Annotated in this window: 25 protein-coding genes and 1 tRNA gene; 16 read left to right on the top strand and 10 right to left on the bottom strand. The window is 61.1% G+C overall.

Annotated features, from left to right (window positions below):
• Window positions 1–5: 5 nt before the first annotated feature.
• From WDB86_RS10610 to WDB86_RS10585, 6 genes are all read right to left on the bottom strand, one after another.
• Window positions 6–407: a hypothetical protein gene (locus tag WDB86_RS10610; RefSeq protein WP_406735886.1), complete on the bottom strand. Its 402-nt coding sequence runs from the start codon at window positions 405–407 to the stop codon at window positions 6–8.
• A gap of 61 nt (window positions 408–468) precedes the next feature.
• Complete coding sequence (locus WDB86_RS10605; RefSeq protein ID WP_406735885.1) at window positions 469–774, bottom strand: hypothetical protein; 306 nt, start codon at window positions 772–774, stop codon at window positions 469–471.
• The gene (locus WDB86_RS10600; protein WP_406735884.1) at window positions 771–1,349 is read right to left on the bottom strand and encodes a hypothetical protein; all 579 of its coding nucleotides are present in this window, start codon (window positions 1,347–1,349) and stop codon (window positions 771–773) included. The genes WDB86_RS10605 and WDB86_RS10600 overlap by 4 nt, the downstream gene beginning before the upstream one ends.
• 217 nt (window positions 1,350–1,566) lie before the next feature.
• Window positions 1,567–2,187: a hypothetical protein gene (locus WDB86_RS10595; protein ID WP_406735883.1), complete on the bottom strand. Its 621-nt coding sequence runs from the start codon at window positions 2,185–2,187 to the stop codon at window positions 1,567–1,569.
• Window positions 2,177–2,644, bottom strand: a complete 468-nt coding sequence (locus WDB86_RS10590; RefSeq protein ID WP_406735882.1) for a DUF1937 family protein — start codon at window positions 2,642–2,644, stop codon at window positions 2,177–2,179. The genes WDB86_RS10595 and WDB86_RS10590 overlap by 11 nt, the downstream gene beginning before the upstream one ends.
• Window positions 2,628–3,119 (bottom strand): hypothetical protein, encoded by a 492-nt coding sequence (locus WDB86_RS10585; RefSeq protein ID WP_406735881.1) that lies wholly within the window; start codon window positions 3,117–3,119, stop codon window positions 2,628–2,630. The genes WDB86_RS10590 and WDB86_RS10585 overlap by 17 nt, the downstream gene beginning before the upstream one ends.
• Before the next feature lie 81 nt (window positions 3,120–3,200).
• Here WDB86_RS10585 and WDB86_RS10580 point away from each other — a divergent pair, with 81 nt between their 5' ends.
• From WDB86_RS10580 to xerC, 8 genes are all read left to right on the top strand, one after another.
• Window positions 3,201–3,809, top strand: coding sequence for a hypothetical protein (locus WDB86_RS10580; RefSeq protein WP_406735880.1), 609 nt, complete (start codon window positions 3,201–3,203; stop codon window positions 3,807–3,809).
• A gap of 309 nt (window positions 3,810–4,118) precedes the next feature.
• A complete protein-coding gene (locus WDB86_RS10575) occupies window positions 4,119–4,268 on the top strand; it encodes a hypothetical protein (protein ID WP_406735879.1) in 150 nt (49 codons plus the stop codon).
• 179 nt (window positions 4,269–4,447) lie between these two features.
• Window positions 4,448–4,723, top strand: coding sequence for a DUF2312 domain-containing protein (locus WDB86_RS10570; protein ID WP_406737042.1), 276 nt, complete (start codon window positions 4,448–4,450; stop codon window positions 4,721–4,723).
• A 234-nt stretch (window positions 4,724–4,957) separates the two neighbouring features.
• On the top strand, window positions 4,958–5,209 hold the full coding sequence (locus tag WDB86_RS10565; protein WP_406735878.1) for a hypothetical protein: 252 nt from the start codon (window positions 4,958–4,960) through the stop codon (window positions 5,207–5,209).
• On the top strand, window positions 5,206–5,487 hold the full coding sequence (locus WDB86_RS10560; protein WP_406735877.1) for a hypothetical protein: 282 nt from the start codon (window positions 5,206–5,208) through the stop codon (window positions 5,485–5,487). The genes WDB86_RS10565 and WDB86_RS10560 overlap by 4 nt, the downstream gene beginning before the upstream one ends.
• Window positions 5,488–5,499: 12 nt before the next feature.
• Window positions 5,500–5,802: a Gp49 family protein gene (locus tag WDB86_RS10555; RefSeq protein WP_406735876.1), complete on the top strand. Its 303-nt coding sequence runs from the start codon at window positions 5,500–5,502 to the stop codon at window positions 5,800–5,802.
• A 171-nt stretch (window positions 5,803–5,973) separates the two neighbouring features.
• A complete protein-coding gene (locus WDB86_RS10550) occupies window positions 5,974–6,144 on the top strand; it encodes a hypothetical protein (RefSeq protein ID WP_406735875.1) in 171 nt (56 codons plus the stop codon).
• On the top strand, window positions 6,141–7,166 hold the full coding sequence (xerC, locus tag WDB86_RS10545) for a tyrosine recombinase XerC (RefSeq protein WP_406735874.1): 1,026 nt from the start codon (window positions 6,141–6,143) through the stop codon (window positions 7,164–7,166). The genes WDB86_RS10550 and xerC overlap by 4 nt, the downstream gene beginning before the upstream one ends.
• A 47-nt stretch (window positions 7,167–7,213) precedes the next feature.
• Here the strand turns inward: xerC and WDB86_RS10540 are convergent.
• Window positions 7,214–7,287, bottom strand: a tRNA-Cys gene (locus tag WDB86_RS10540).
• A gap of 169 nt (window positions 7,288–7,456) precedes the next feature.
• On the opposite strand from WDB86_RS10540, the gene WDB86_RS10535 reads away from it, so the two are divergent.
• The 5 genes from WDB86_RS10535 to leuD all read left to right on the top strand — a co-directional run bounded on the left by WDB86_RS10535 (window position 7,457) and on the right by leuD (window position 13,373).
• Entirely contained in the window at window positions 7,457–8,107 is a 651-nt protein-coding gene (locus WDB86_RS10535) for a protein-L-isoaspartate O-methyltransferase family protein (RefSeq protein WP_406735873.1), read from the top strand.
• Window positions 8,108–8,207: 100 nt separating this feature from the next.
• Window positions 8,208–9,593 (top strand): TolC family outer membrane protein, encoded by a 1,386-nt coding sequence (locus WDB86_RS10530; protein ID WP_406721467.1) that lies wholly within the window; start codon window positions 8,208–8,210, stop codon window positions 9,591–9,593.
• A gap of 108 nt (window positions 9,594–9,701) precedes the next feature.
• Window positions 9,702–11,069, top strand: coding sequence for a hypothetical protein (locus tag WDB86_RS10525; protein ID WP_406735872.1), 1,368 nt, complete (start codon window positions 9,702–9,704; stop codon window positions 11,067–11,069).
• Between the two features lie 261 nt (window positions 11,070–11,330).
• Window positions 11,331–12,755 (top strand): 3-isopropylmalate dehydratase large subunit, encoded by a 1,425-nt coding sequence (gene leuC / locus WDB86_RS10520; protein WP_406735871.1) that lies wholly within the window; start codon window positions 11,331–11,333, stop codon window positions 12,753–12,755.
• A gap of 12 nt (window positions 12,756–12,767) precedes the next feature.
• Window positions 12,768–13,373, top strand: a complete 606-nt coding sequence (leuD, locus tag WDB86_RS10515) for a 3-isopropylmalate dehydratase small subunit (protein ID WP_339108499.1) — start codon at window positions 12,768–12,770, stop codon at window positions 13,371–13,373.
• 83 nt (window positions 13,374–13,456) lie between these two features.
• Here the strand turns inward: leuD and WDB86_RS10510 are convergent, their stop codons facing one another.
• Both WDB86_RS10510 and WDB86_RS10505 read right to left on the bottom strand, forming a co-directional pair.
• Window positions 13,457–14,131 carry a DsbA family protein gene (locus tag WDB86_RS10510; RefSeq protein WP_339108500.1) on the bottom strand — a complete coding sequence of 225 codons (675 nt, stop codon included), beginning with the start codon at window positions 14,129–14,131 and terminating at the stop codon, window positions 13,457–13,459.
• A gap of 3 nt (window positions 14,132–14,134) precedes the next feature.
• Window positions 14,135–14,653 (bottom strand): DUF721 domain-containing protein, encoded by a 519-nt coding sequence (locus WDB86_RS10505; RefSeq protein ID WP_339109451.1) that lies wholly within the window; start codon window positions 14,651–14,653, stop codon window positions 14,135–14,137.
• A 153-nt stretch (window positions 14,654–14,806) separates the two neighbouring features.
• Here WDB86_RS10505 and mutY point away from each other — a divergent pair, with 153 nt between their 5' ends.
• Window positions 14,807–15,841, top strand: coding sequence for an A/G-specific adenine glycosylase (gene mutY / locus WDB86_RS10500; protein ID WP_406735870.1), 1,035 nt, complete (start codon window positions 14,807–14,809; stop codon window positions 15,839–15,841).
• A gap of 62 nt (window positions 15,842–15,903) precedes the next feature.
• Entirely contained in the window at window positions 15,904–17,040 is a 1,137-nt protein-coding gene (locus WDB86_RS10495) for an alkane 1-monooxygenase (RefSeq protein ID WP_406735869.1), read from the top strand.
• Here the strand turns inward: WDB86_RS10495 and WDB86_RS10490 are convergent.
• On the bottom strand, window positions 17,010–17,753 hold the full coding sequence (locus WDB86_RS10490) for an alpha-ketoglutarate-dependent dioxygenase AlkB (protein WP_339108503.1): 744 nt from the start codon (window positions 17,751–17,753) through the stop codon (window positions 17,010–17,012). The genes WDB86_RS10495 and WDB86_RS10490 overlap by 31 nt on opposite strands.
• Before the next feature lie 153 nt (window positions 17,754–17,906).
• On the opposite strand from WDB86_RS10490, the gene dnaK reads away from it, so the two are divergent.
• Window positions 17,907–19,832 (top strand): molecular chaperone DnaK, encoded by a 1,926-nt coding sequence (dnaK, locus tag WDB86_RS10485; protein ID WP_339108504.1) that lies wholly within the window; start codon window positions 17,907–17,909, stop codon window positions 19,830–19,832.
• Window positions 19,833–19,859 lie beyond the last annotated feature (27 nt).

The raw sequence follows: 19,859 nt of genomic DNA, 5'->3' as shown, positions 1-19,859 counted from the left end.
GACGATCAGGCCTTCTTGCCCTGTTTGGGCAGGCTGGCCGCGCCGTCATCGGCCACGGTCTTCTCATCAGCTGCGACCTCTTTCACGACACCATCGGCATCCGTCACCGTGCCAGACGCAAGTGCTTCCTCACGCGCGATCAACGCAGCCTCACGCGCCTCGAGATCGGCAGAAACAGCTTCAAGCCGCTTGGCCTCATCCTCGACAGCCTTCATTGCCTTTTTATAGGCGTCGGCATCAGCAGCGCTGGTAGCAACCAAACCAGCACCGGTTTTGGCCTTCGCAGGCGCCCATTTGGCGATACCGGCATCAACCAGCTCCTGCGCCTGATCGGCATCGAAGCCCGCAGTCTCATTTGCATTGTAGCGCGACCAGCCGCGCAGGAATGTCACAGCAACCTTTGCCATCTTCATCTCCAATAATCCGGAAAGACAAAAGGCGCGGGACAGATGCCCGCGCCCCCGTTCATCACAGCGACCAGCCCGCAGCGTTGAAGCCGCCGAAGGCTACGTCATGCTCGAGCGCGAAGTCATGCTCGGAGATGGTCCGCATAAGCGTCAGATCGTTCTGGAAGGCGCTGATGAAATCACCATTGCCATCGACATAACCCGCCTCGGACGACACGCCCACGCGATCGAATTCATGCGCGCCCGAATGGTCGAAATCCATCCGCGCATTCTCCGGCCCGAAGGCCCATTCCAGCGCCGAGCGCACACTCATCACCCGAGGCCCCGCCGCCACGATCCGGTCCCGCCGCACATCGCCCATCATCATTGCTCTGCCCTTGCCAGTTGCGCGATTGCCTCGCATTTGCCCGCTGCGTCCCGCCGCCGCTGGCGGAAGGCCAGATCCGCATCGGTGACCATGCGCCCCGCCGCCACGTTCTCTTCGATCAGCATCAGCCGCCGCAGGTTATCGCGGGCCTGCTCACGCAGCTGCCCCGCCACGAAGGCATTCGGCCAGCGCCGGTTCTGTTTGAGCCAGAAGCGCAGCTCGGGCGCCCAGCCATCGCGCAGCGCCTCCTGCCCGATCCCGTTGGCAAAGACCGCGCGCAAAAGCGGGCTGCCATCATCCGAGGGCGGCTGGATCTCGGCGGCCCATTCGAGGATCTTCACCGCGATCGGGAAACGGTCCCCCGCCTTACCGCCCGGATTGGCCGCGACCTGCTCGGCCAGCGCCGAAAGCGAGAGGTCCGACATATAGGCCAGCCGCTCGCGCAGCCCCGCCTGCATCTCCTCGAAACCCGCGCGGGTCAGGGTCGAGGGCTTGGCCAGCCCCTGCCGCAGGAGCGGCTCGATCAGCACCGCCTGCACGCGTTTCTCGCCATTGGCCTGTTCTGCACTGTCCATCCTATCGCTCCTTTCTCTCGGCAAATCCCGACTTATCCACAGGCGGGCCTTCTGTTTTTCGGGCCGGATCGGAAAGTTTCTTTTCTTGTCATTTCTTCTCCTTTCCTTTCAGCGGCGCGGTTTTTGGAAAAAATAAAAAGCTCCAGAAACTTCCTCAAAAATTTCCATTTCTTCCGGTGGAAGTTTCGTGGAGGATTTGCGGAAGTTTTCGGACGCATCACACACGGCTCGACAGATCCTCGATTGCCTCGCGGATCCGCTTCACCGTGGCACTGCCGCCCGGATAGGCGGCCTCGATCCAGTCGCTGATCGCATTCAGGCGCTCCTCGCTTTCGGCCAGCCGCGCCCCGCCCGGAATGCTTTTCGCCAGATGCCCCGCGATGGTGCCCAGCCGTTTGCGCATCCGGTCATCGGCATGCTTGGCATCGTTGCGGCGCTTGGACCCTAGCGCCTCGAGGGCGATCGAGGTCACCACCGGATGCGCCAGCCGGATCTGGCCATTATCGCATTGCACTCGCTGCCAGCCATGAACCGGCGAGACCGCGCGGCTGTTGAGTTCGCGCCAACGCGCCACCGGCATGCGCAGCAGGAAGGCGAGGCTTTCGTCATCGGCGGGCAAGGTCCCGATGGGCGTTTCATCCTGCGCGGCCCAGAAGAGTTCCATGCCGAAGAAGCCGACCTCGGGGTCGGTATAGGCCCCGCGCCGGAACTCGCTCCCGCGCCAGCGTTTGAGGTTCCATGTCACGAAATAATGGCTGTCGAGCCTGTCGCTGCTCGAGATCGGATAGTCCGGAAGCCCGTCATCCCCGACCAGCGTGAAAACCGGTTTAACCCCCATGCCGCATCTCCTGCGCTTCGACCATGACCGGCACACCATGCGAGGCGGCCCATTGCACATCGGCCCAGACCTGCGGGCAGCGCGACCAGCCGCGGCTTGCGGGCACCCATATCGCGCCTGCCGCGTTGCGGATCGGCGCGACCCAGCGCGCCCATGATTTCGGCTCGCGGATGGTCAGATGCATATCGACATCAAGATAGGCCGCGCCCAGCACCACCGGAGACACCGCCGCCACCCTGAAGCGCGCCAGTTCAGCCGCCGCGCGGGCCGCATCGATCATCACGGTCTCGGAGACCTGCCAGCCCTCCAGCACCAGGGGCGTCGATACATAGACCAGCCGCCCGCCCGAGCGTTTCGCCGCCTCGACCGGCGCCACCCCGAACGTGATCGGGCCCGCCCAGTCCTGCGGTCTGGCCGCGCGGACCAGCGCTTCCCAATCCTCACGCGGTCCGGTCATGACGCACCACCGTAGGGACAGAGGCCAGAGGCAGGCGCTTGATCCGGTCGAGGGCCATCAGCACCGCATCGCGGGCCTCCTCCAGCTCGCGCAGCACATTGGCATGGGTGATCGCATCGATCTCGTCGCCGCATTTGGCAACTTCCGAAGCGGCCTCGCCGCTTTCCTTGTAGATGCTGGCCGCGATCTCGATCAGGCTCGCGGCCTCGGCAATCGGTGACATGGCCACCTGATTGCGGCGCAGGCTGCGCAGGTAATCATTGATCCGGTCGGATTTGGTGACGTGCTGGATGACGATCGCATCCATGATCGTCCAGTCGAGCGAGCCATTGCGCCTGCGCGAGAACTGCGCGGGGTCCGTCATCTGCCCCGCGAACTGTTCATAGGCCGGCTGGAACCGCGCGGGGCCGCGATCGGTCACCAAGAGTTCGGAGAGAATTTCGGAGATATCCTCGCGGATCTTCGTCTGGATCATCGCGTCACCTTCGCAACTGTTTTGATTTCCCCCACGTCTCCCAACAATGAAATATAGGAGAGCAGGCAACCGACAGCCTCATTGGCCAGATCTTTCACGATCAATGTCGTCAATCTTCGACAACAGCCGATCCGCGATACGAACCGTACAACTGCCACCAGCTTTCAAGCGGGAGTAGAGGCGATGATTTCCAGCTGCCATCTTGGCTACCGTTGTCGGTGCGATGCCATGACGCCGAGCGCAATTTTCGATCGCGAGGATGAGACTTTCGGTTTTCATACGCCAATAAGGGACAATAGCCCCCAAGAAGTCAAGGGACTTTTGACGCCTTACGAAGTGCAGCTTGTCAAGGTAAGTTTGTCCCCTATGACAATGCGCTTTCGTGATGCCCTTCTATCGCGCGTGGGAGGTCCCTCGCAACCCAGCCTCCGGGCGGTATGCGAAGCCGTGGGCGTGTCTTATGAACAGCTCAAAAAGTTGAAGCAGCGCGACACCGCATCGACCAATGCAGATGATGCAGTAAAGATTGCGGCCTATTTCGGCCTGACTCTCAACGAGTTCATTGCTGACGACCTGACTGAAGACCGGCTTGAATTAGCTCGCCTATATGCTGCTCTATCCGCAGAGGAGCGTCAGTTCTTGCGAGCTGCAGCAGCAGGTCAGCGCGCTCTGGACCGTCAGGCAGACTAACGACTTCGCGCAACACCGCAACTATACCTTTTATTTCAATTAGCTCTGCCATGTCCGTCCCGTCCACCAATGGGAACAAAATAAGAACAATACAGCGCAAAAATCAACTATGCTTATCAAGTTTGCCCGGATTACCACAGGAGACCCGACGCACGGGATGGGCAACCTAACAACTGAGGCAGATGCCAAGCAAATGATTTTTGGGGTCATATGTCCCCATTTTAATCTTGACGGTACCAAAAGTCCCCATTAGCGTTAAGGCGAGGCAGCGGCATATGAGCCTGCCGCCCCACAGGATGGAGCCGCGCTATGCAGACGTTTTACCAAGCCAAACACTCACGGAAGCCCCTCGCGGGCATCGTCTGCGCCTGCGCGGCTCTCCTGTTTCTGCTGATCCACCTCGACCCCGTGGCCGCGCTCACCGCCGCCCAGTGGACCGCCGAGAACCCCGCTTTCTGAGTTTCGGTCGCCTGATACTGCTCGACCGCACCTGTCGGGCGGTGCGCTTCTCGCCGCCGCCCGAAGTTTTCTTCCGGAGCCCCACCGTGAACGCCATGACCACCTTCACCGAAAACACGCCCGGCTTCCTCGCCCGCGCGGCCCAGAACATCAGCCGCGCGAATGCAGGCAAGCCGCCAATGAAGCCCGATCCCGATTTCCAAGCCGCCGCAGAGAAAGCCTATCAGGTGACCGCGGACGAGCTGCGCCAGTTCATCGAGCAATGCGAGAGCCTTGCCGCCGAGAAGGCCGACATCGCCGAACAGCAGAAGGACGTGATGGCCGAGGCCAAGGCCCGCGGCTACGACACCAAGGTCATCAAGATGATCATCGCCCTACGCAAACGCGACAAGGACGACGTGGCCGAGGAAGAGGCCATTCTGGCGATCTACAAGGAAGCGCTCGGCATGGACTGACCGGATTTGGCCCCATCCTCCCTCATTGGGGGCCAGATATGGGGCGGCGCTCACATCCACCCGCGCCGCCCCGAGACCCATCCTCCCGAGCTTCGGCCAGCGCCCACGGGGCCTGCCCCAAACTCAGGAATTCCTCCCATCGTGGCGTTGGGGAGGAACAGGCGGAAGCGGCGCGTAACCAGCACCCTGTTTCCGGGCATTGCCTCTTCCGCCTCTCTTACGAAAGGACATGCGATGACCGCACCCACGAAGCGCAGGCTCGCGGCAGCCGCCGACGCCTATCACGAACAGATCAGCAGGCACCGCCCGCATTACATTCTGGGGCGGCCCAGCGAGGCCGACCAGATCGGTGCCCTGCGTGCGGCTGCCCGCGCCCATGGCCTGACGATGGAAGACCTCTGCCCGCAGGTCGGGCTGTGCGCAGGCCCCTGCAAAGGCCACAGCGCCGCCGGTCGCGCGGCCCTTGGCCGGAAGGGGGCCGCATGATGCGCAGCACCGCCAGACGTGTGGTCACCATCCCCGACGGGCTTGGCAAAACCGATTTCAGCCGCCGCGATGTCAGCCTGCCGCGCGCGCCCTGGGACAGCCCGCATAGCAGGCTCGCCGACCGCCCCGAAACCGCGCCGCGTCAGCCGGTGATCATGACCGAAGCGCCCCGCCGCCGCGAGCCTATGCACGAGACACCGGCGCGGATGGCCCAGCTGATCGCCGCAGAACTGAGGCGCCCGCGCGACGACCACGACCCGACCGAAGTTTTCATCTGAAAGGAGAATGCCGTGAACGAAGACGAAAAAGCCCTCGAGGCCGAGATCAGGGAGAAGGGGCTGACTGCCAGACGCATCACGCCGGAGGATATCGATGCCGAAATCATCGGCGAGGAATATCACGTCTTCCCCGGATCATGCCTGACCGTCTGCTGCCTCACGCTGAAGAACGGCTTCACGGTGACTGGCGAGAGCGCCTGCGCCAGCCCCGAGAACTTCAACTCCGAAATCGGTCGCAGGATCGCACGCAGCAACGCCCGCGAGAAGATCTGGCCGCTACTCGGCTTCCGCCTGCGCGACCAGCTCGCAGCCTGATCTTCCGATGATCCGCCCCGCGCGGGCGGTGATCCCGAAGAACAGGAATTCGCGCGGTGGTCGCGCGGATGATCTGCGGGGGAAACGCGGCCCGATGCGCCCCCGCAGATCCGGTATTGCAGGAGGCTATTGATGGACAAGATAACGGCTAAGGGGAATGAGGGAGAATAGATGGGCAAGCACGAGCAAAGCGTCTTCCGGCCAGCTGACCTGCGCAGAGCTGTAACGGAATGGGTGGCGCAAGGCTTCCACGTCCGCGTTGGAGCGGACGGGTCGATTGATGTGAAACCCGCTGAACAGACCTCAAAAGATGAATTTGACTTGGTTGACATGAAGCGATGAAGAAGACCTTACCTGCACACATCTATGACAAGAAAGGCGTTCTGTATTTTCAGCGACGTGGATATTCGACTGCCAGAATTCAAAGTGATCCAGGCACAAAAGAATTTGCGCTCGAATATGCTACACTACTGAATGGGGCCAAGCCGGCGCCCAGCAAAGGGCGCACGTTCGACGATCTAGTCGCCGCCTATATCCGTAGCCCGAAATATCGCAAGCTGGCACCACGCACCGCGCAGGATTACGACAAGATCCTTGATTGGGTACGCCGAAAGCTGGGCAAGCTGCCAGTGGCTGGGTATCGCCGCAAGGACGTAATCCGCGCACGGGACGCCAATGCAGATGCGGTGCGCTTCGCGAATTACACCGTGCAGGTGACGCGCATTCTGATGGAATACGCCATCGATATTGGCTGGCGCGACGACAATCCTGCGAAGGGCGTCGGCCTCCTTAAGTCCGAGACCAAGCCACGTGAGGCGTGGCCACAATCCAAGATCGACACCTTTAGGGAAGTCGCGCCGGATCGGGCGCGGCTGATCTTCGAGCTTTGCTTGCAGACAGGCCAGCGAATCGGAGACGTGTTGAAGATGCGTTGGGATGACATCGAGGAGGGCGGTATCCGCGTAGCCCAAGGCAAGACCGGTGCGCGCCTGTGGGTACCTATGACCGAAGGCTTAAAGGCAGTTCTGGCAAAAGCTCCCCGCATAGGTCTGACGATCTGCGCATGGGGGCCGCATGGCAAACCTCTGTCATACCGCATCGCCAATCAGGACGTGATGGCCGTGCGCAAGCTGATCGGGGCCGAAGCTTTCGATCTCCACGGCTTACGATACTCTGCCGCCGCAGAACTGGGCGCTCTTGGACTGGATGATGATTACATCATGGCCGTAACTGGACATACGACAAAGGCTATGGTCGCAAAATACGCGGGCCCAGCACGTCAAAAAGCACGCGCAAAGATAGCCCAAAGCAAAAGGGATGGGCGCGATTCTCAGACCAGAGAACAGAACAAGACCAAAAAATGAATGTTGCGGGATATGTTGCGAGATTATGGGTGAAATCTGCTAAGTGTTGGAGGCGAGTAGGAGAATCGAACTCCTGTACACGGATTTGCAATCCGCTGCGTCACCACTCCGCCAACTCGCCAGCCATGTGGTAGTGGGGATCTAACGGATTGTGCGGCCTCGCGCAAGAGGGTGTGACGCTCAAGCAGCATTGATTTTTACTTCTTTGCGTCACGCCAAGGCTCAACTTGCCCCGAATGGCTTTCTATGCAAGTAATGCCGTAACATTCCAGACTGAAGAGTTTAGCAAAATGCAGGACTTCGAAACGCGCCGCGTGGTCATGGTGGACACTCAGGTCCGGCCGAATGATGTGACGAAATTTCCCATCATCGAGGCTATGCTGAATGTCCCGCGGGAGACCTATGTTCCTGATTCCCTGCGGGAACTTGCCTATCTGGGCGAAAATCTCGAGATCGCGCCGGACCGGGTCCTGTTGGAGCCGCGCATCTTCGCCAAGCTGCTTGACGCCCTGAACATCCGCTCGAATGACCTCGTTCTCGATCTGGGATGTGGTCTTGGCTACTCTTCGGCGATCATCGCACATCTGGCCGAAGCCGTTGTCGCGGTAGAGGAAGACCCGCTGGCAAAACAGGCAGAACTGACCCTTGGTCAAGCGGAAGTCGACAATATTGCAGTCGTGCATAATGCCCTGCCGCAGGGCGCACCGCAGCACGGGCCTTTCGACGTGATCTTGATTGAAGGGGCTGTCGAAGAAGTGCCCGACACCATCCTCGAGTCGCTGAAAGAAGGCGGGCGCATCGGGACCGTTTTCATGGAAAACAATCTGGGCATCGCACGTATCGGCATCAAAACCGATGGGGTCGTCAACTGGCGCGATGCGTTCAATGCCGCAGCCCCTGTTCTGAGCGGCTTCCGGCAGGTTTCGCGCTTCAGCCTTTAATGCGACCCCGCTACGGGCGCTGAACAGGCCGTTTATAAATATAAAGACAGCCCATGCCGTCAGGCCGGGCTCATAACATGACAAAGGCATGGCGGGCACGATGTTGAAATCACTTCTTCTGGCGACAGGCATTACGGGCTTCATGGTTGCAGGATCGGTCACGGCACAGGCGGAAACGCTCGCGGATGCAATGATCTCTGCCTACAAGACCTCGAACCTCCTCGAACAAAACCGTGCCACGCTACGGGCCGCCGATGAAGGGGTAGCGCAGGCCGTCGCGGCGCTGCGCCCTGTTGTGCAATGGACCGCCAGCTATGGCTGGACCAAATCCGAAGGCGTATCGTCGCTGACGGGGCGGGATGTCACCAGCGAGGGGTCCTCGGCCACGACTGCCCTGAGCGCCTCGATCACGCTGTTCGATTTCGGTCGCAACCGGTTGACGATCAGCTCGCAGAAGGAAGCGGTTCTGGCCACGCGCGAAACCCTGCGTTCGATCGAACAGCAGGTGCTTCTTGCAACAGTTCAGGCCTATTCCGACGTGAAGAGTGCGCAGGAGCAGGTTGCCATCAACCAGAACTCGGTGCGCGTGCTGCAAGAAGAGCTGAATGCCACCAATGACCGGTTCGACGTGGGCGAAGTGACCCGCACCGACGTGTCGCTGGCCGAGGCGCAGCTGGCCTCGGCACGGGCCTCGCTGGTCAGTGCGCAAGGCTCGCTCGAGACGGCCCGCGAATCCTATAAGGCCTCGACCGGCCATTATCCGGGCAAGCTTGCGCCTCTGCCGCCTGCGCCCAACCTGCCGAAATCGCGGGACGAGGCCTCCAGCACGGCACAGCGCAACCATCCCGCCATCAAATCCCTGCAGCATTCTGTCGCCATGTCGGAGATTGCGGTCAAATCGGCCAAAGCCGAGAAGCTGCCGGAAATCACCGGTTCGGTCTCGCTGTCCAATGACGAGGGCGGCTATGTCGGGCAAGCGGCGAGCATCGGCATGACCCAGACGATCTATTCCGGCGGTACGCTGGATTCGGCCTATCGTCAGGCTGTGGCCAGCCGCGACTCCTCCCGTGCCGAATTGCGTCAGGAGGCCGTTGATGTGGTGCAGGCCGTGCTGACATCCTATGCCTCGATCGACGTCTATCGCGCCCAGATCCGCGCCTATGACGAACAGATTCGTGCCGCACAGGTGGCCTATGACGGCGTCAAGGAAGAAGCCACGCTCGGGGCCCGCACCACGCTGGACGTTCTCGATGCGGAACAGGACCTTCTGGACGCGCGTGCCAACCGGATTACCGCCGAGGCCGATTTGCAGGTAGCGTATTATCAACTATTATCTAATATGGGTTTGCTAACGGTGGAAAACCTGAAGCTGGGGATCCCGACCTATGATCCGGCCGCATATTACAACGCTGTGCATAATGCGCCGCTGACCAGCATCCGGGGCGAAAAGCTTGACAAGGTCCTTCGGGCCATCGGCAAGCAGTAAAGGCGCCACCACCGTTCCGCGGGCCCGCCACCGGGCCCGCCTTAGTGTGAATGTACGGATCCGGGTGGCGCAGTTTCTATCCGGGTCGCCTGCCGGATTGGAGACATAATGGCCGAGCCCGAGAAAAAGATCGAAATCGAGGATGTTCTGTCCTCCATTCGCCGCCTTGTCGCGCAAGACCCCATTCCGCCGCGCAGCGCCCCCACGCCCGTCGCCCCCCTCACAGCGCCGGAAGAGGCGCTGCTTCTGACTCAGTCCGACCGCGTCGAAGATGAAACGCCTTCTCTTGGTGCCATTGATCCAGCCCCGCTGCCGGACGCGCCGATAGCCGAAGAGACATTTGACCATGTGTCTCCTTTCGCGTCGCCTACACCGGATAGCGCCGAATTCGATGCGATCGAAAGCGCGGAAGAGGCTGGCTTCGCTCTGCCTTCCCATGCGGCCCCTCCCGATGAGGCCAGCCTCGATCAGGATTGGGAAGCCGTGCATCATGCCGCCCCCGGCACACGCGACGCGGTTGAGCCGCAGGACATGCCGTCTGACCCTACAATCGATGAAGCCACGGATGCGGCTTTGGACGTGCTGCAACTGGAGCCGCATATGCGCGCGCCCGAACCGGCAATGCCGACGATGCCCGTGACACCGGCATCGGCATCGGATCAGGGCGATTTCGAGCCTGACGAGGGCGATGCCGCCCCGCTTTCCGGTGCCTTGACGGCCTTCGGTCACCCCGAGGAAGAGGCCGTAGCCCCCCTGCCCTCGATGCATTTCGACGCGTTCGACACCGGAGAGGACGCGCCAGAACCTGCTGAGGACGCCTCCGTTGAGGATGCCCCCGTTGCCGCGCAGACGCGCCACCCGTCCTTCGCCACCGAGACGGGTGCCGAGGCCGAGACATATTCTGCCTGCATCGAAGACCATGCGGACGTGCCAGCGGCCATGCCAGCACCTGTCATGGCCCCGAGCACAGAAAGCGGCATCGATCCGGAACGTGTTCCCGATTGCGATCCGGCAGAGGAGAGTCTCCACGCATCTGCTGCTGTCGAAGCCCCCCTGCCGGAAGATCCGGATCTGGCAGAGACCGCCTGGACCGCCCCTCATGACGCGGATCGGGAAGATGCAGACTGGCCTCAGGCAGAAGAGCTTCCGCCAGAGCTTGAGGCCGCCGCAGAAGCCCTGAGTGACACCATCACCGAAACGACGGAAATGGCCGTTCTGCACGAGGCGACCCGCCGCCTGCATCTGCACACCCCCGAGGGAGAGATCACCCCGACCGAAGAGGCCCGTCCCGTCCTGACACAGCCTGCGGGAGGTGATGCCGCAGCGGTCTTTGACGAAGAGGCCCTGCGCCAGATGGTGGGCCGCATGATCCGCGCCGAACTGCAGGGCGCGTTGGGGGAACAGATCACCCGCAAGGTCCGCCGCCTCGTCCGGCAGGAAATCAACCGTGCGCTGATTGCGCGCGAGTTTGATTGAACCGCCCGATCGCACCGTCAGGATGAGTTACGTCAACACTCCTGCCCCGAGATTTCCTTGCGACATTCGGGACAGGAGAGTATAGGCAAGGCATGACTCGGATTTTTGACATCACGGAACGTATTCGCCTGCGCGAACGCTTCTACGGCGAAAGCCGCTCGGTCCTCGCACGACTTTGATGCGGCGTCCTTTCGGGCGCCCTTGTGGCATGCCCGAATGTACCTGAGTAATTCCACAGCTATCCCTATGAAAGTGAGAGCCATGTCTGCTCCGAAGACCCTCTATGACAAGATCTGGGACGCCCATGTTGTGTCCGAAGACGAAGACGGCACCTGCCTGCTGTATATCGACCGTCACCTTGTTCACGAAGTGACCAGCCCGCAGGCGTTTGAAGGCCTGCGTATGGCAGGCCGCCAAGTGCGCGCGCCGGAAAAGACCATTGCCGTGCCGGACCATAACGTGCCGACCACGACGGACCGCGCTTCGGGTGTGATCAGCAACGAAGAATCGCGCATCCAGCTGGAAGCGCTGGATAAAAACGCCAAAGACTTTGGCGTGAACTACTATCCGGTGTCGGATGTCCGTCAGGGCATCGTGCATATCGTCGGCCCCGAAAACGGCTGGACCCTGCCGGGCATGACCGTTGTTTGCGGCGACAGCCACACCGCGACCCACGGCGCGTTCGGCGCGCTGGCGCATGGGATCGGCACCTCGGAAGTGGAACATGTTCTGGCGACGCAGACGCTGATCCAGAAGAAATCCAAGAACATGAAGGTGGAAATCACCGGCAAGCTGAAGCCGGGCGTGACCGCCAAGGACATCACCCTTGCGGTCATCGGCGCCACCGGCACCGGCGGCGGCACCGGCCATGTCATCGAATATTGCGGCGAAGCAATCCGCAACCTCTCGATGGAAGGCCGTATGACCGTGTGCAACATGGCCATCGAAGGCGGTGCGCGCGCGGGTCTGATCGCCCCCGACGAGACCACCTTCGAGTATGTCAAAGGCCGCCCGCATGCGCCCAAAGGCGCGCAATTCGAGGCCGCTCTGAACTGGTGGAAGACCCTCTTCACCGATGAGGGCGCGCATTTCGACAAGGTCGTCACGCTGAAAGGCGAAGATATCGAGCCGGTCGTAACTTGGGGCACCTCGCCCGAAGACGTTCTGCCGATCTCGGGCGTGGTTCCTGCCCCCGAAGATTTCAAGGGCGGCAAGGTCGAAGCGGCGCGTCGCTCGCTGGACTATATGGGCCTCGAGCCCGGCACCAAGCTGGAAGATATCGCGATTGACGTCGTCTTTATCGGCTCCTGCACCAATGGCCGTATCGAAGACCTCCGCGCCGCGGCCGAAGTCCTGAAAGGCCGCAAGATCGCTGATGGCGTGCGCGCCATGGTCGTGCCCGGTTCCGGTCTGGTCCGTGCGCAGGCCGAGGAAGAAGGTCTGGACAAGATCTTCCTCGACGCCGGTATGGAATGGCGTATGGCGGGCTGCTCGATGTGTCTGGCCATGAACCCCGACCAGCTGGCCGAGGGCGAGCGCTGTGCCTCGACCTCGAACCGCAACTTCGAGGGCCGTCAGGGCTATAAGGGCCGCACCCACCTGCTGAGCCCCGCGATGGCTGCCTGTGCCGCCGTCACCGGTAAACTGACCGATGTGCGCAAGTTCATGGAACTGGCGGACGCATAAGGAGCGACGAGAATGGAAAAGTTCGAAAAATTCACCGGTATCGCCGCCCCCATGCCGCTGGTCAATATCGACACCGATATGATCATCCCCAAGGGCTTCCTGAAGACGATCAAGCGCACCGGCCTTGGCGTGCATGCCTTTGACGAGATGCGCTATAACCGCGACGGCAGCGAGAACCCCGATTTCGTTCTCAACAAGCCGGCTTACCGCGAAAGCCAGATCCTGATCGCAGGCGATAACTTCGGCTGCGGCTCCTCGCGCGAGCATGCGCCTTGGGCGCTGGCGGATTTCGGCATCAAGGTGGTCATCTCGACCTCCTTCGCCGACATCTTCTTCAACAACTCGTTCAAAAACGGGATGCTGCCGATTGTCCTGCCGCAAGAGCAGGTCGATCTGCTGATGAAAGACGCGGAAAAAGGCGCCAACGCGCGGATGACCGTTGACCTGGAAGCGCAGGAAATCTCGACCTCGGAAGGCACTATCGTCAAATTCGACGTGGACCCCTTCAAGAAGCACTGCCTGCTGGAAGGTCTGGACGATATCGGTCTGACGCTGAACAAGGCGGCGGCGATCGACAGCTTCGAGGCCAAGGCCGCACAGTCGCGCCCGTGGGTCTGAGTTCGCGAGCCTGACGACAGGCCGACACCGATAAGAAAAGGGCCGCTCCACCGAGCGGCCCTTTTTGTATCTGCCGTAAAGGCTTAGCCCTTGAGAGCTTCGTCCACGGCCTCTTTGAACTTATCCCAAGCCATATTGGAATATTTCTTGCCGTTGATGATAAAGGTCGGCGTGCCGTCAATTGCGTCGGCATTCGCGTTTTTCTGGAACGTCGCCACCATCTGGCGGGCGCGGTTCTGGTCATTCAGGCAGGTTTCGATCTGTTCTTTCGAGAAGCCCGCTTTCAGACCCAGCTTGCGTAGATTGGCCGCGATCGTTGCCTGCTGGCCGTCACCGATCCAGTCCTGCTGGCCATCAAAGATCATGTCCGCGACCGAATAATATTTCATGTCGCCGCCGCATTGGGCCAGAAGCCCCGCCCAAAGGCCGAATTTATCGAAATAGACCTCGCGCATGATAAAGCGCACCTTGCCGGTATCGATATACTCTTTCTTGAGGTTCGCCCAAGAGGTCTCGTGCCAATGCGCGCAGTGCGGACAGGTGAACGACGCATATTCGATGATCGTCACAGGCGCATCCGCCGACCCGATCGGAATGTCGGGCAGGGTTTCAACCGTCGCATCGGGCTTGGCGTCTTCTGCCGAAGCAGGCGTTGCAAAGCCGGTCATCAGGCTCTCGCCACGGCTGCTGATCCATCCCCCCAGTGCGGCCACAACGGCGGCACCGGAAATCCCGAGCAGGAAGGAACGTCTGTTCATTAGTTAACCTTTCTTCTGGTCAGACCGCTTTGCGGACTTCATCAATACATTCTGCGCCAGCATCTCCAGCGCGGATTTCAGATCCGGATCACGGCAATCGGCGGCGGTGGCCTGCGCCTGCGCGCGGATTTCGGGGGTGGGTTCGGGGCGCTTTTTTGGCGCGGCGGTAAATTGCGCCTGCCCGTCGGCAAACCCCGTAGGGGCCGTCTGGGTCAGGGTCACGCGGGAAATGGCGTTATACCCATAGCAGGCATTCACCTTCTCGCGGATACGCGGGATCTGCATCTGCATCATCGGACCCGCGGCTCCCAGCGTCAGAAGTGTCAGGGTCGCCCCCATCCCGTCGCGGGCATAGCCAATCTTCACGGGGCGGCATTGCGCGGCGATCTCTTCGCCCACGATCTCGGACCAATGGGTCAGCAGTCGCGTCACCGCAAAGCCGCGTGTCTCTCCGACCGAGCGGATACGGTCTTTCAGCAGGCCCGAAGCCGCTTCGAAACCACGCATCCTGCGAGAGGCCATGGGGCTGTAGCCGGTGCCTTTGCCCCGCTTGTCCTTCCCTGCCTCGCTGGTCGTCGTTTTCTTTGCGGCCATCTGTCATTACTCGTGTTCAATGGTTATTTTAGGCACTCCGAGGCCCGATACCAACCACTTGCCGATAAGAGAGCATAAATATTGCGTGACGTAGCCGACATCAGCCCCGCCCTGCTGGCATGGTATGACCGAAATGCCCGCGTTCTGCCATGGCGCACGGGGCCGGAAGATCATGCAAAGGGGCTGCGGACCGCGCCCTATCGGGTCTGGCTTTCCGAGGTCATGCTGCAACAGACCACCGTGGCCGCCGTGCGCAACTACTTCCGCGATTTCACCACGCGCTGGCCCACAGTCACCGATCTCGCGCAGGCCGAGGATGCCGATGTCATGGCCGCTTGGGCGGGGCTTGGCTATTATGCCCGCGCGCGCAACCTGTTGAAATGCGCAAGGGTCGTAGCCTTTGATCTGGGCGGGCAGTTTCCCCGAACCGCGCAGGAATTGCAGGCATTACCCGGAATTGGCCCCTATACGGCGGCAGCGATTGCCTCCATCGCCTTTGACGCACCTGCCACGGTGGTGGATGGCAATGTGGAACGTGTGGTCTCGCGCCTCTTTGCCCTGACCGACCCTCTGCCCGGCACCCGTCCCGAAATTGCGCGGCTGGCGGGGCAGATTACCCCGCAGGACCGTCCGGGGGATCACGCTCAGGCCATGATGGATCTGGGCGCGACCCTCTGCACGCCGCGCAATCCTGTCTGTGCGCTTTGTCCGCTGGAGGCGCACTGCGAGGCCCATGCACAGGGGATCGCGGCAAGCCTGCCCGTCAAGGCTCCGAAAAAGGTCAAACCCACGCGGCGCGGTCATGCCTATGTGCTGATCGGTCCGGCGGGCGAGGTGCTGGTGGAGCGCCGCCCCGACCGCGGGCTTCTGGGGGGAACGCTGGGCTTTCCGACAAGCGACTGGGCCGAAGAGCGCCCCGCTTTTGCCCCGCCTCTGGAGACCGACTGGCAGGAGGCCGCCACAGAGGTGCGCCACACCTTTACCCATTTCCATCTGATCCTCACCGTTCATACGGGGCTGGGGCAGGTGGACGGGATGACCGGCAATAACGCCTTCTCGCCCGATGCCCTGCCCACGCTGATGCGCAAGGTCTGGGAGGCCGCGCAGCCCGCCTGAATGCGGGCGGATTGCGCCTTCGCCAAAGGCCGCTATGCTGGCGCCAAAACCGGAGGCCCGATATGTCCACACGCGAAGAGTTGCGCCAACCCCAGCGCGCCCTGCCCTTCTGGCTGTCCTTAGGCACGGTCCCTCTGGTCCTGATCGAGGCCGCGTTCGGCGGCTGGAGCCTGATCCTTCTGCCGCTTTATGCGTGGTGGCTGGTGACCTTCCTCGACAAGATTCTGGGCAAGAATCCGGACCAGCCCGATGTCGACACCCCCGAAGAAGACCTGATCTGGTATCGCGCCATCACGATGGCATGGCTGCCGATCCAGCTCTGCGTGATCTATGGCATGATCTGGTGGGTCACTCATGGCAGCGGGTTGAACCTGTTCGAGATCGTGGCGCTGTTTTTCGGGGTGGGCGTGATCTCGGGAACCATCGGTATGGTTTATGCCCATGAGCTGATGCACCAGAAAGATCGCATAGAGCGCTGGCTGGCCGATCTGCTGCTGGCCTCGGTGCTGTATTCGCATTTCCGCAGCGAGCATCTGCTGGTCCATCACCTTTGGGTGGGCACGCCCCGCGATGCAGTGACCGCGCGCTATAACGAGGGGTTCCACCGCTACTTCCTGCGGGTGCTGCGCGACTGCCCCCGTTCGGCGCTGGAAGCGGAATGCCAGAAGCTTGACCGCGCAGGCCGCCCGCACTGGCACCAGAGCAATCCGTTCTGGCGCTATGCGGGGTTGCAACTGGTGGCGCTTTTGCTGGCCTTCCTGGTGGGCGGGCTGTTTGGTGTGGTGCTGTTTATCCTACAGGCGGTTTTCGCCATCTGGCAGCTAGAACTGACCAATTACATCGAGCATTACGGGCTGACGCGGCGCTATCTGGGCGAAGGTCGCTATGAGCATGTGAAGCCCCATCACAGCTGGAACGCGGCGCATTTCGCCTCGAACTGGCTGCTGATCAACCTGCAGCGCCATTCGGACCACCATTACAAACCCAGCCGCCGCTTTCCTCTGTTGCAGACCTATGCGAAATCCGAGGCCCCGCAACTGCCCTTGGGCTATCCGGCAATGACGACGCTGGCGATGATCCCGCCTTTGTGGCGGCGACGGATGAACCCCCGCGTGCGGGCGTGGCGGGCGCAATTCTATCCCGATATCGAGGATTGGTCGCCCTATAATCAGGCGCTGTTTCCCAAACCGCGGTCCTGAACCGCACGGTGCGGCGTCACGACCCGCATCGTCAGATTGATCCGCCCGGGCTGTTTCAGAAGCAGGCTGGTGCCCGCTGCGATCCGGTCCACGCCGTGATAGCGCAGGCGGGCCGCGCCCTCCATCACCACCACATCGCCCGAGCGGAGCCACAGGCTTTCGGTCCTGCCGCCGCGCTCGAGGTTGCCGATGCGGAACAGCGCCTCGTCGCCCAGTGACACCGAGACCACCGGCTGGCTCAGGTCGCCCTCGTCGCGGTCCTGATGCATGCCCATCTTTGCCTCCGGCCCGTAGTAATTAAGAAGGCAGGTCTCGGGCGGACGGGCCTGCGGCACCAGTTCTGCCCAAAGCGCGGTCAGAACGGGGGGGATCGGCGGCCAGTCGCTGCCCTGCGGGTGGCGCGGAGCATAGCGATAGCCCTGCAAATCGCTCATCCAGCCCCACTGCCCCGCCGAGGTCATCCGCACCGACATTGTCGCGCCCGAAGGCGTTCGCGGCGAGAAAAGTGGCGCCTCACGCAGGATATCGCGCAGATCCGCGACCAGACCGACCTGTTCCTGCGCGCTCAACCATCCTTCATAGACCCGAAAGCCACGCAAGATACGGGGGGCCGGACGGGTATAGCCCACAGCATCTGCCTCATTTGCGGGCGGGTTCGAAAAATCTGTTCGATTCTTGTCATCTTCCGGCATCTGGAAACCTTGCAGCAGCATTTTGCCCTCCTTATATACCTTCCGAAGCCGATTGCAGAGCCCCGGCGACCCGCTCGGGCAAGGCACTCGGACAGCAAAACTGCAAACCCTGGGATGGGAGGCGGGGGCCTTATGGACCTGTTTCCCGACATCGCCAAAAGAAGAGGTATTGATATGGGTAAAGTCATCGGGATTGACCTCGGGACCACCAACTCCTGCGTTGCCATCATGGATGGTTCGCAACCGAAAGTTATTGAAAACTCGGAAGGCGCACGCACCACGCCGTCGATCGTGGCCTATACCGACGACGAACGTCTGGTCGGCCAGCCGGCAAAGCGCCAAGCCGTGACCAACCCCACCAACACGATCTTTGCTGTCAAGCGTCTGATCGGCCGTCGCACCACCGACGCCGAAGTGCAAAAAGACAAGGATCTGGTGCCCTATTCCATCGTTGACGGTGGCAATGGCGACGCATGGGTCGAAGTGAAGGGCGAGAAATACTCCCCCGCACAGGTTTCGGCCGTGACCCTGCAGAAAATGAAAGAGACCGCTGAATCGTATCTGGGCGAGGAAGTGACGCAGGCCGTCATCACCGTTCCGGCCTATTTCAACGACGCGCAACGTCAGGCAACCAAAGACGCCGGCAAAATCGCCGGTCTGGAAGTGCTGCGCATCATCAACGAGCCGACCGCCGCCGCTCTGGCCTATGGTCTGGACAAGAAAGACAGCAAGACCATCGCGGTTTATGACCTTGGTGGTGGGACCTTCGATATCACCATTCTGGAAATCGATGACGGTCTGTTCGAAGTGAAATCGACCAACGGGGACACGTTCCTTGGGGGTGAAGACTTCGATATGCGCATCGTCAACTTCCTCGCCGACGAGTTCAAGAAAGAGCACGGCGTTGACCTGACCAAAGACAAGATGGCGCTGCAGCGTCTGAAAGAAGCGGCTGAAAAAGCGAAGATCGAACTGTCGTCCAGCCAGTCGACCGAGATCAACCAGCCGTTCATCTCGATGGATGCGAAAACCGGCACGCCGCTGCACATGGTCATGAAGCTGACCCGCTCGAAGCTGGAAAGCCTTGTGGGCGATCTGATCAAGAACTCGCTCAAGCCCTGTCAGGCGGCCCTGAAGGATGCGGGCGTCTCCAAGGACGAGATCGACGAGGTCGTTCTGGTCGGCGGTATGACCCGTATGCCGAAAGTCGTGGAAGAAGTGACCAAGTTCTTCGGGAAAGAGCCCCATAAAGGCGTGAACCCCGACGAAGTTGTGGCACTGGGCGCGGCCATTCAGGCCGGTGTGCTGCAAGGCGACGTGAAAGACGTGGTCCTGCTGGACGTGACGCCGCTCAGCTTGGGTATCGAAACGCTGGGTGGTGTCTTCACCCGCCTGATCGACCGTAACACCACGATCCCGACCAAGAAGTCGCAGATCTTCTCGACCGCGGAAGACAACCAGAATGCCGTGACCATCCGCGTGTTCCAAGGGGAACGCGAGATGGCTGCCGACAACAAGATGCTCGGCCAGTTCAATCTGGAAGACATCCCGCCGGCACCGCGCGGCATGCCGCAGATCGAAGTGACCTTCGACATCGACGCCAACGGCATCGTCTCTGTTTCGGCCAAAGACAAAGGCACGAACAAAGAGCAGAAGATCACCATCCAAGCCTCGGGCGGCCTGTCCGATGAGGATATCGATCGCATGGTGCGCGACGCGGAAGAAAACGCCGAGTCGGATAAAAAGCGCAAGGAGCTGGTCGAAGCAACCAACCAAGGCGAAAGCCTGCTGCACTCGACCCGCAAATCGCTTGAAGACCACGGCGACAAGGTTGATGGCTCGACCGTCGAAGTCATCGAGCTGGCAGCCAATGCGCTGGAAGAGGCTCTCAAGTCGGATGATGGTGCCAAGATCAAGGGCGCAATCGCCAACCTGCAGGATGCGGCAATGAAACTCGGCGAGGCCATCTATAAGGCCGAGCAGGAGAAAGCCGCAGCCGAAGAAGACGCTGAAGAGGCCGATGATAGCCGCTCCCCGAACGATGACGATATCGTTGACGCGGACTTCGAAGATCTCGGCGAAGATCGTAAGCGCAACTGATCGGCTTGGAACAATGTGGACGGGCCC

The organism is Thioclava sp. GXIMD4215 (assembly GCF_045291555.1).
Classification (GTDB): domain Bacteria; phylum Pseudomonadota; class Alphaproteobacteria; order Rhodobacterales; family Rhodobacteraceae; genus Thioclava; species Thioclava litoralis.
The sequence above is the reverse complement of the archived record's forward strand: the minus strand, read 5'-3'. Positions and strand labels throughout refer to the sequence as shown.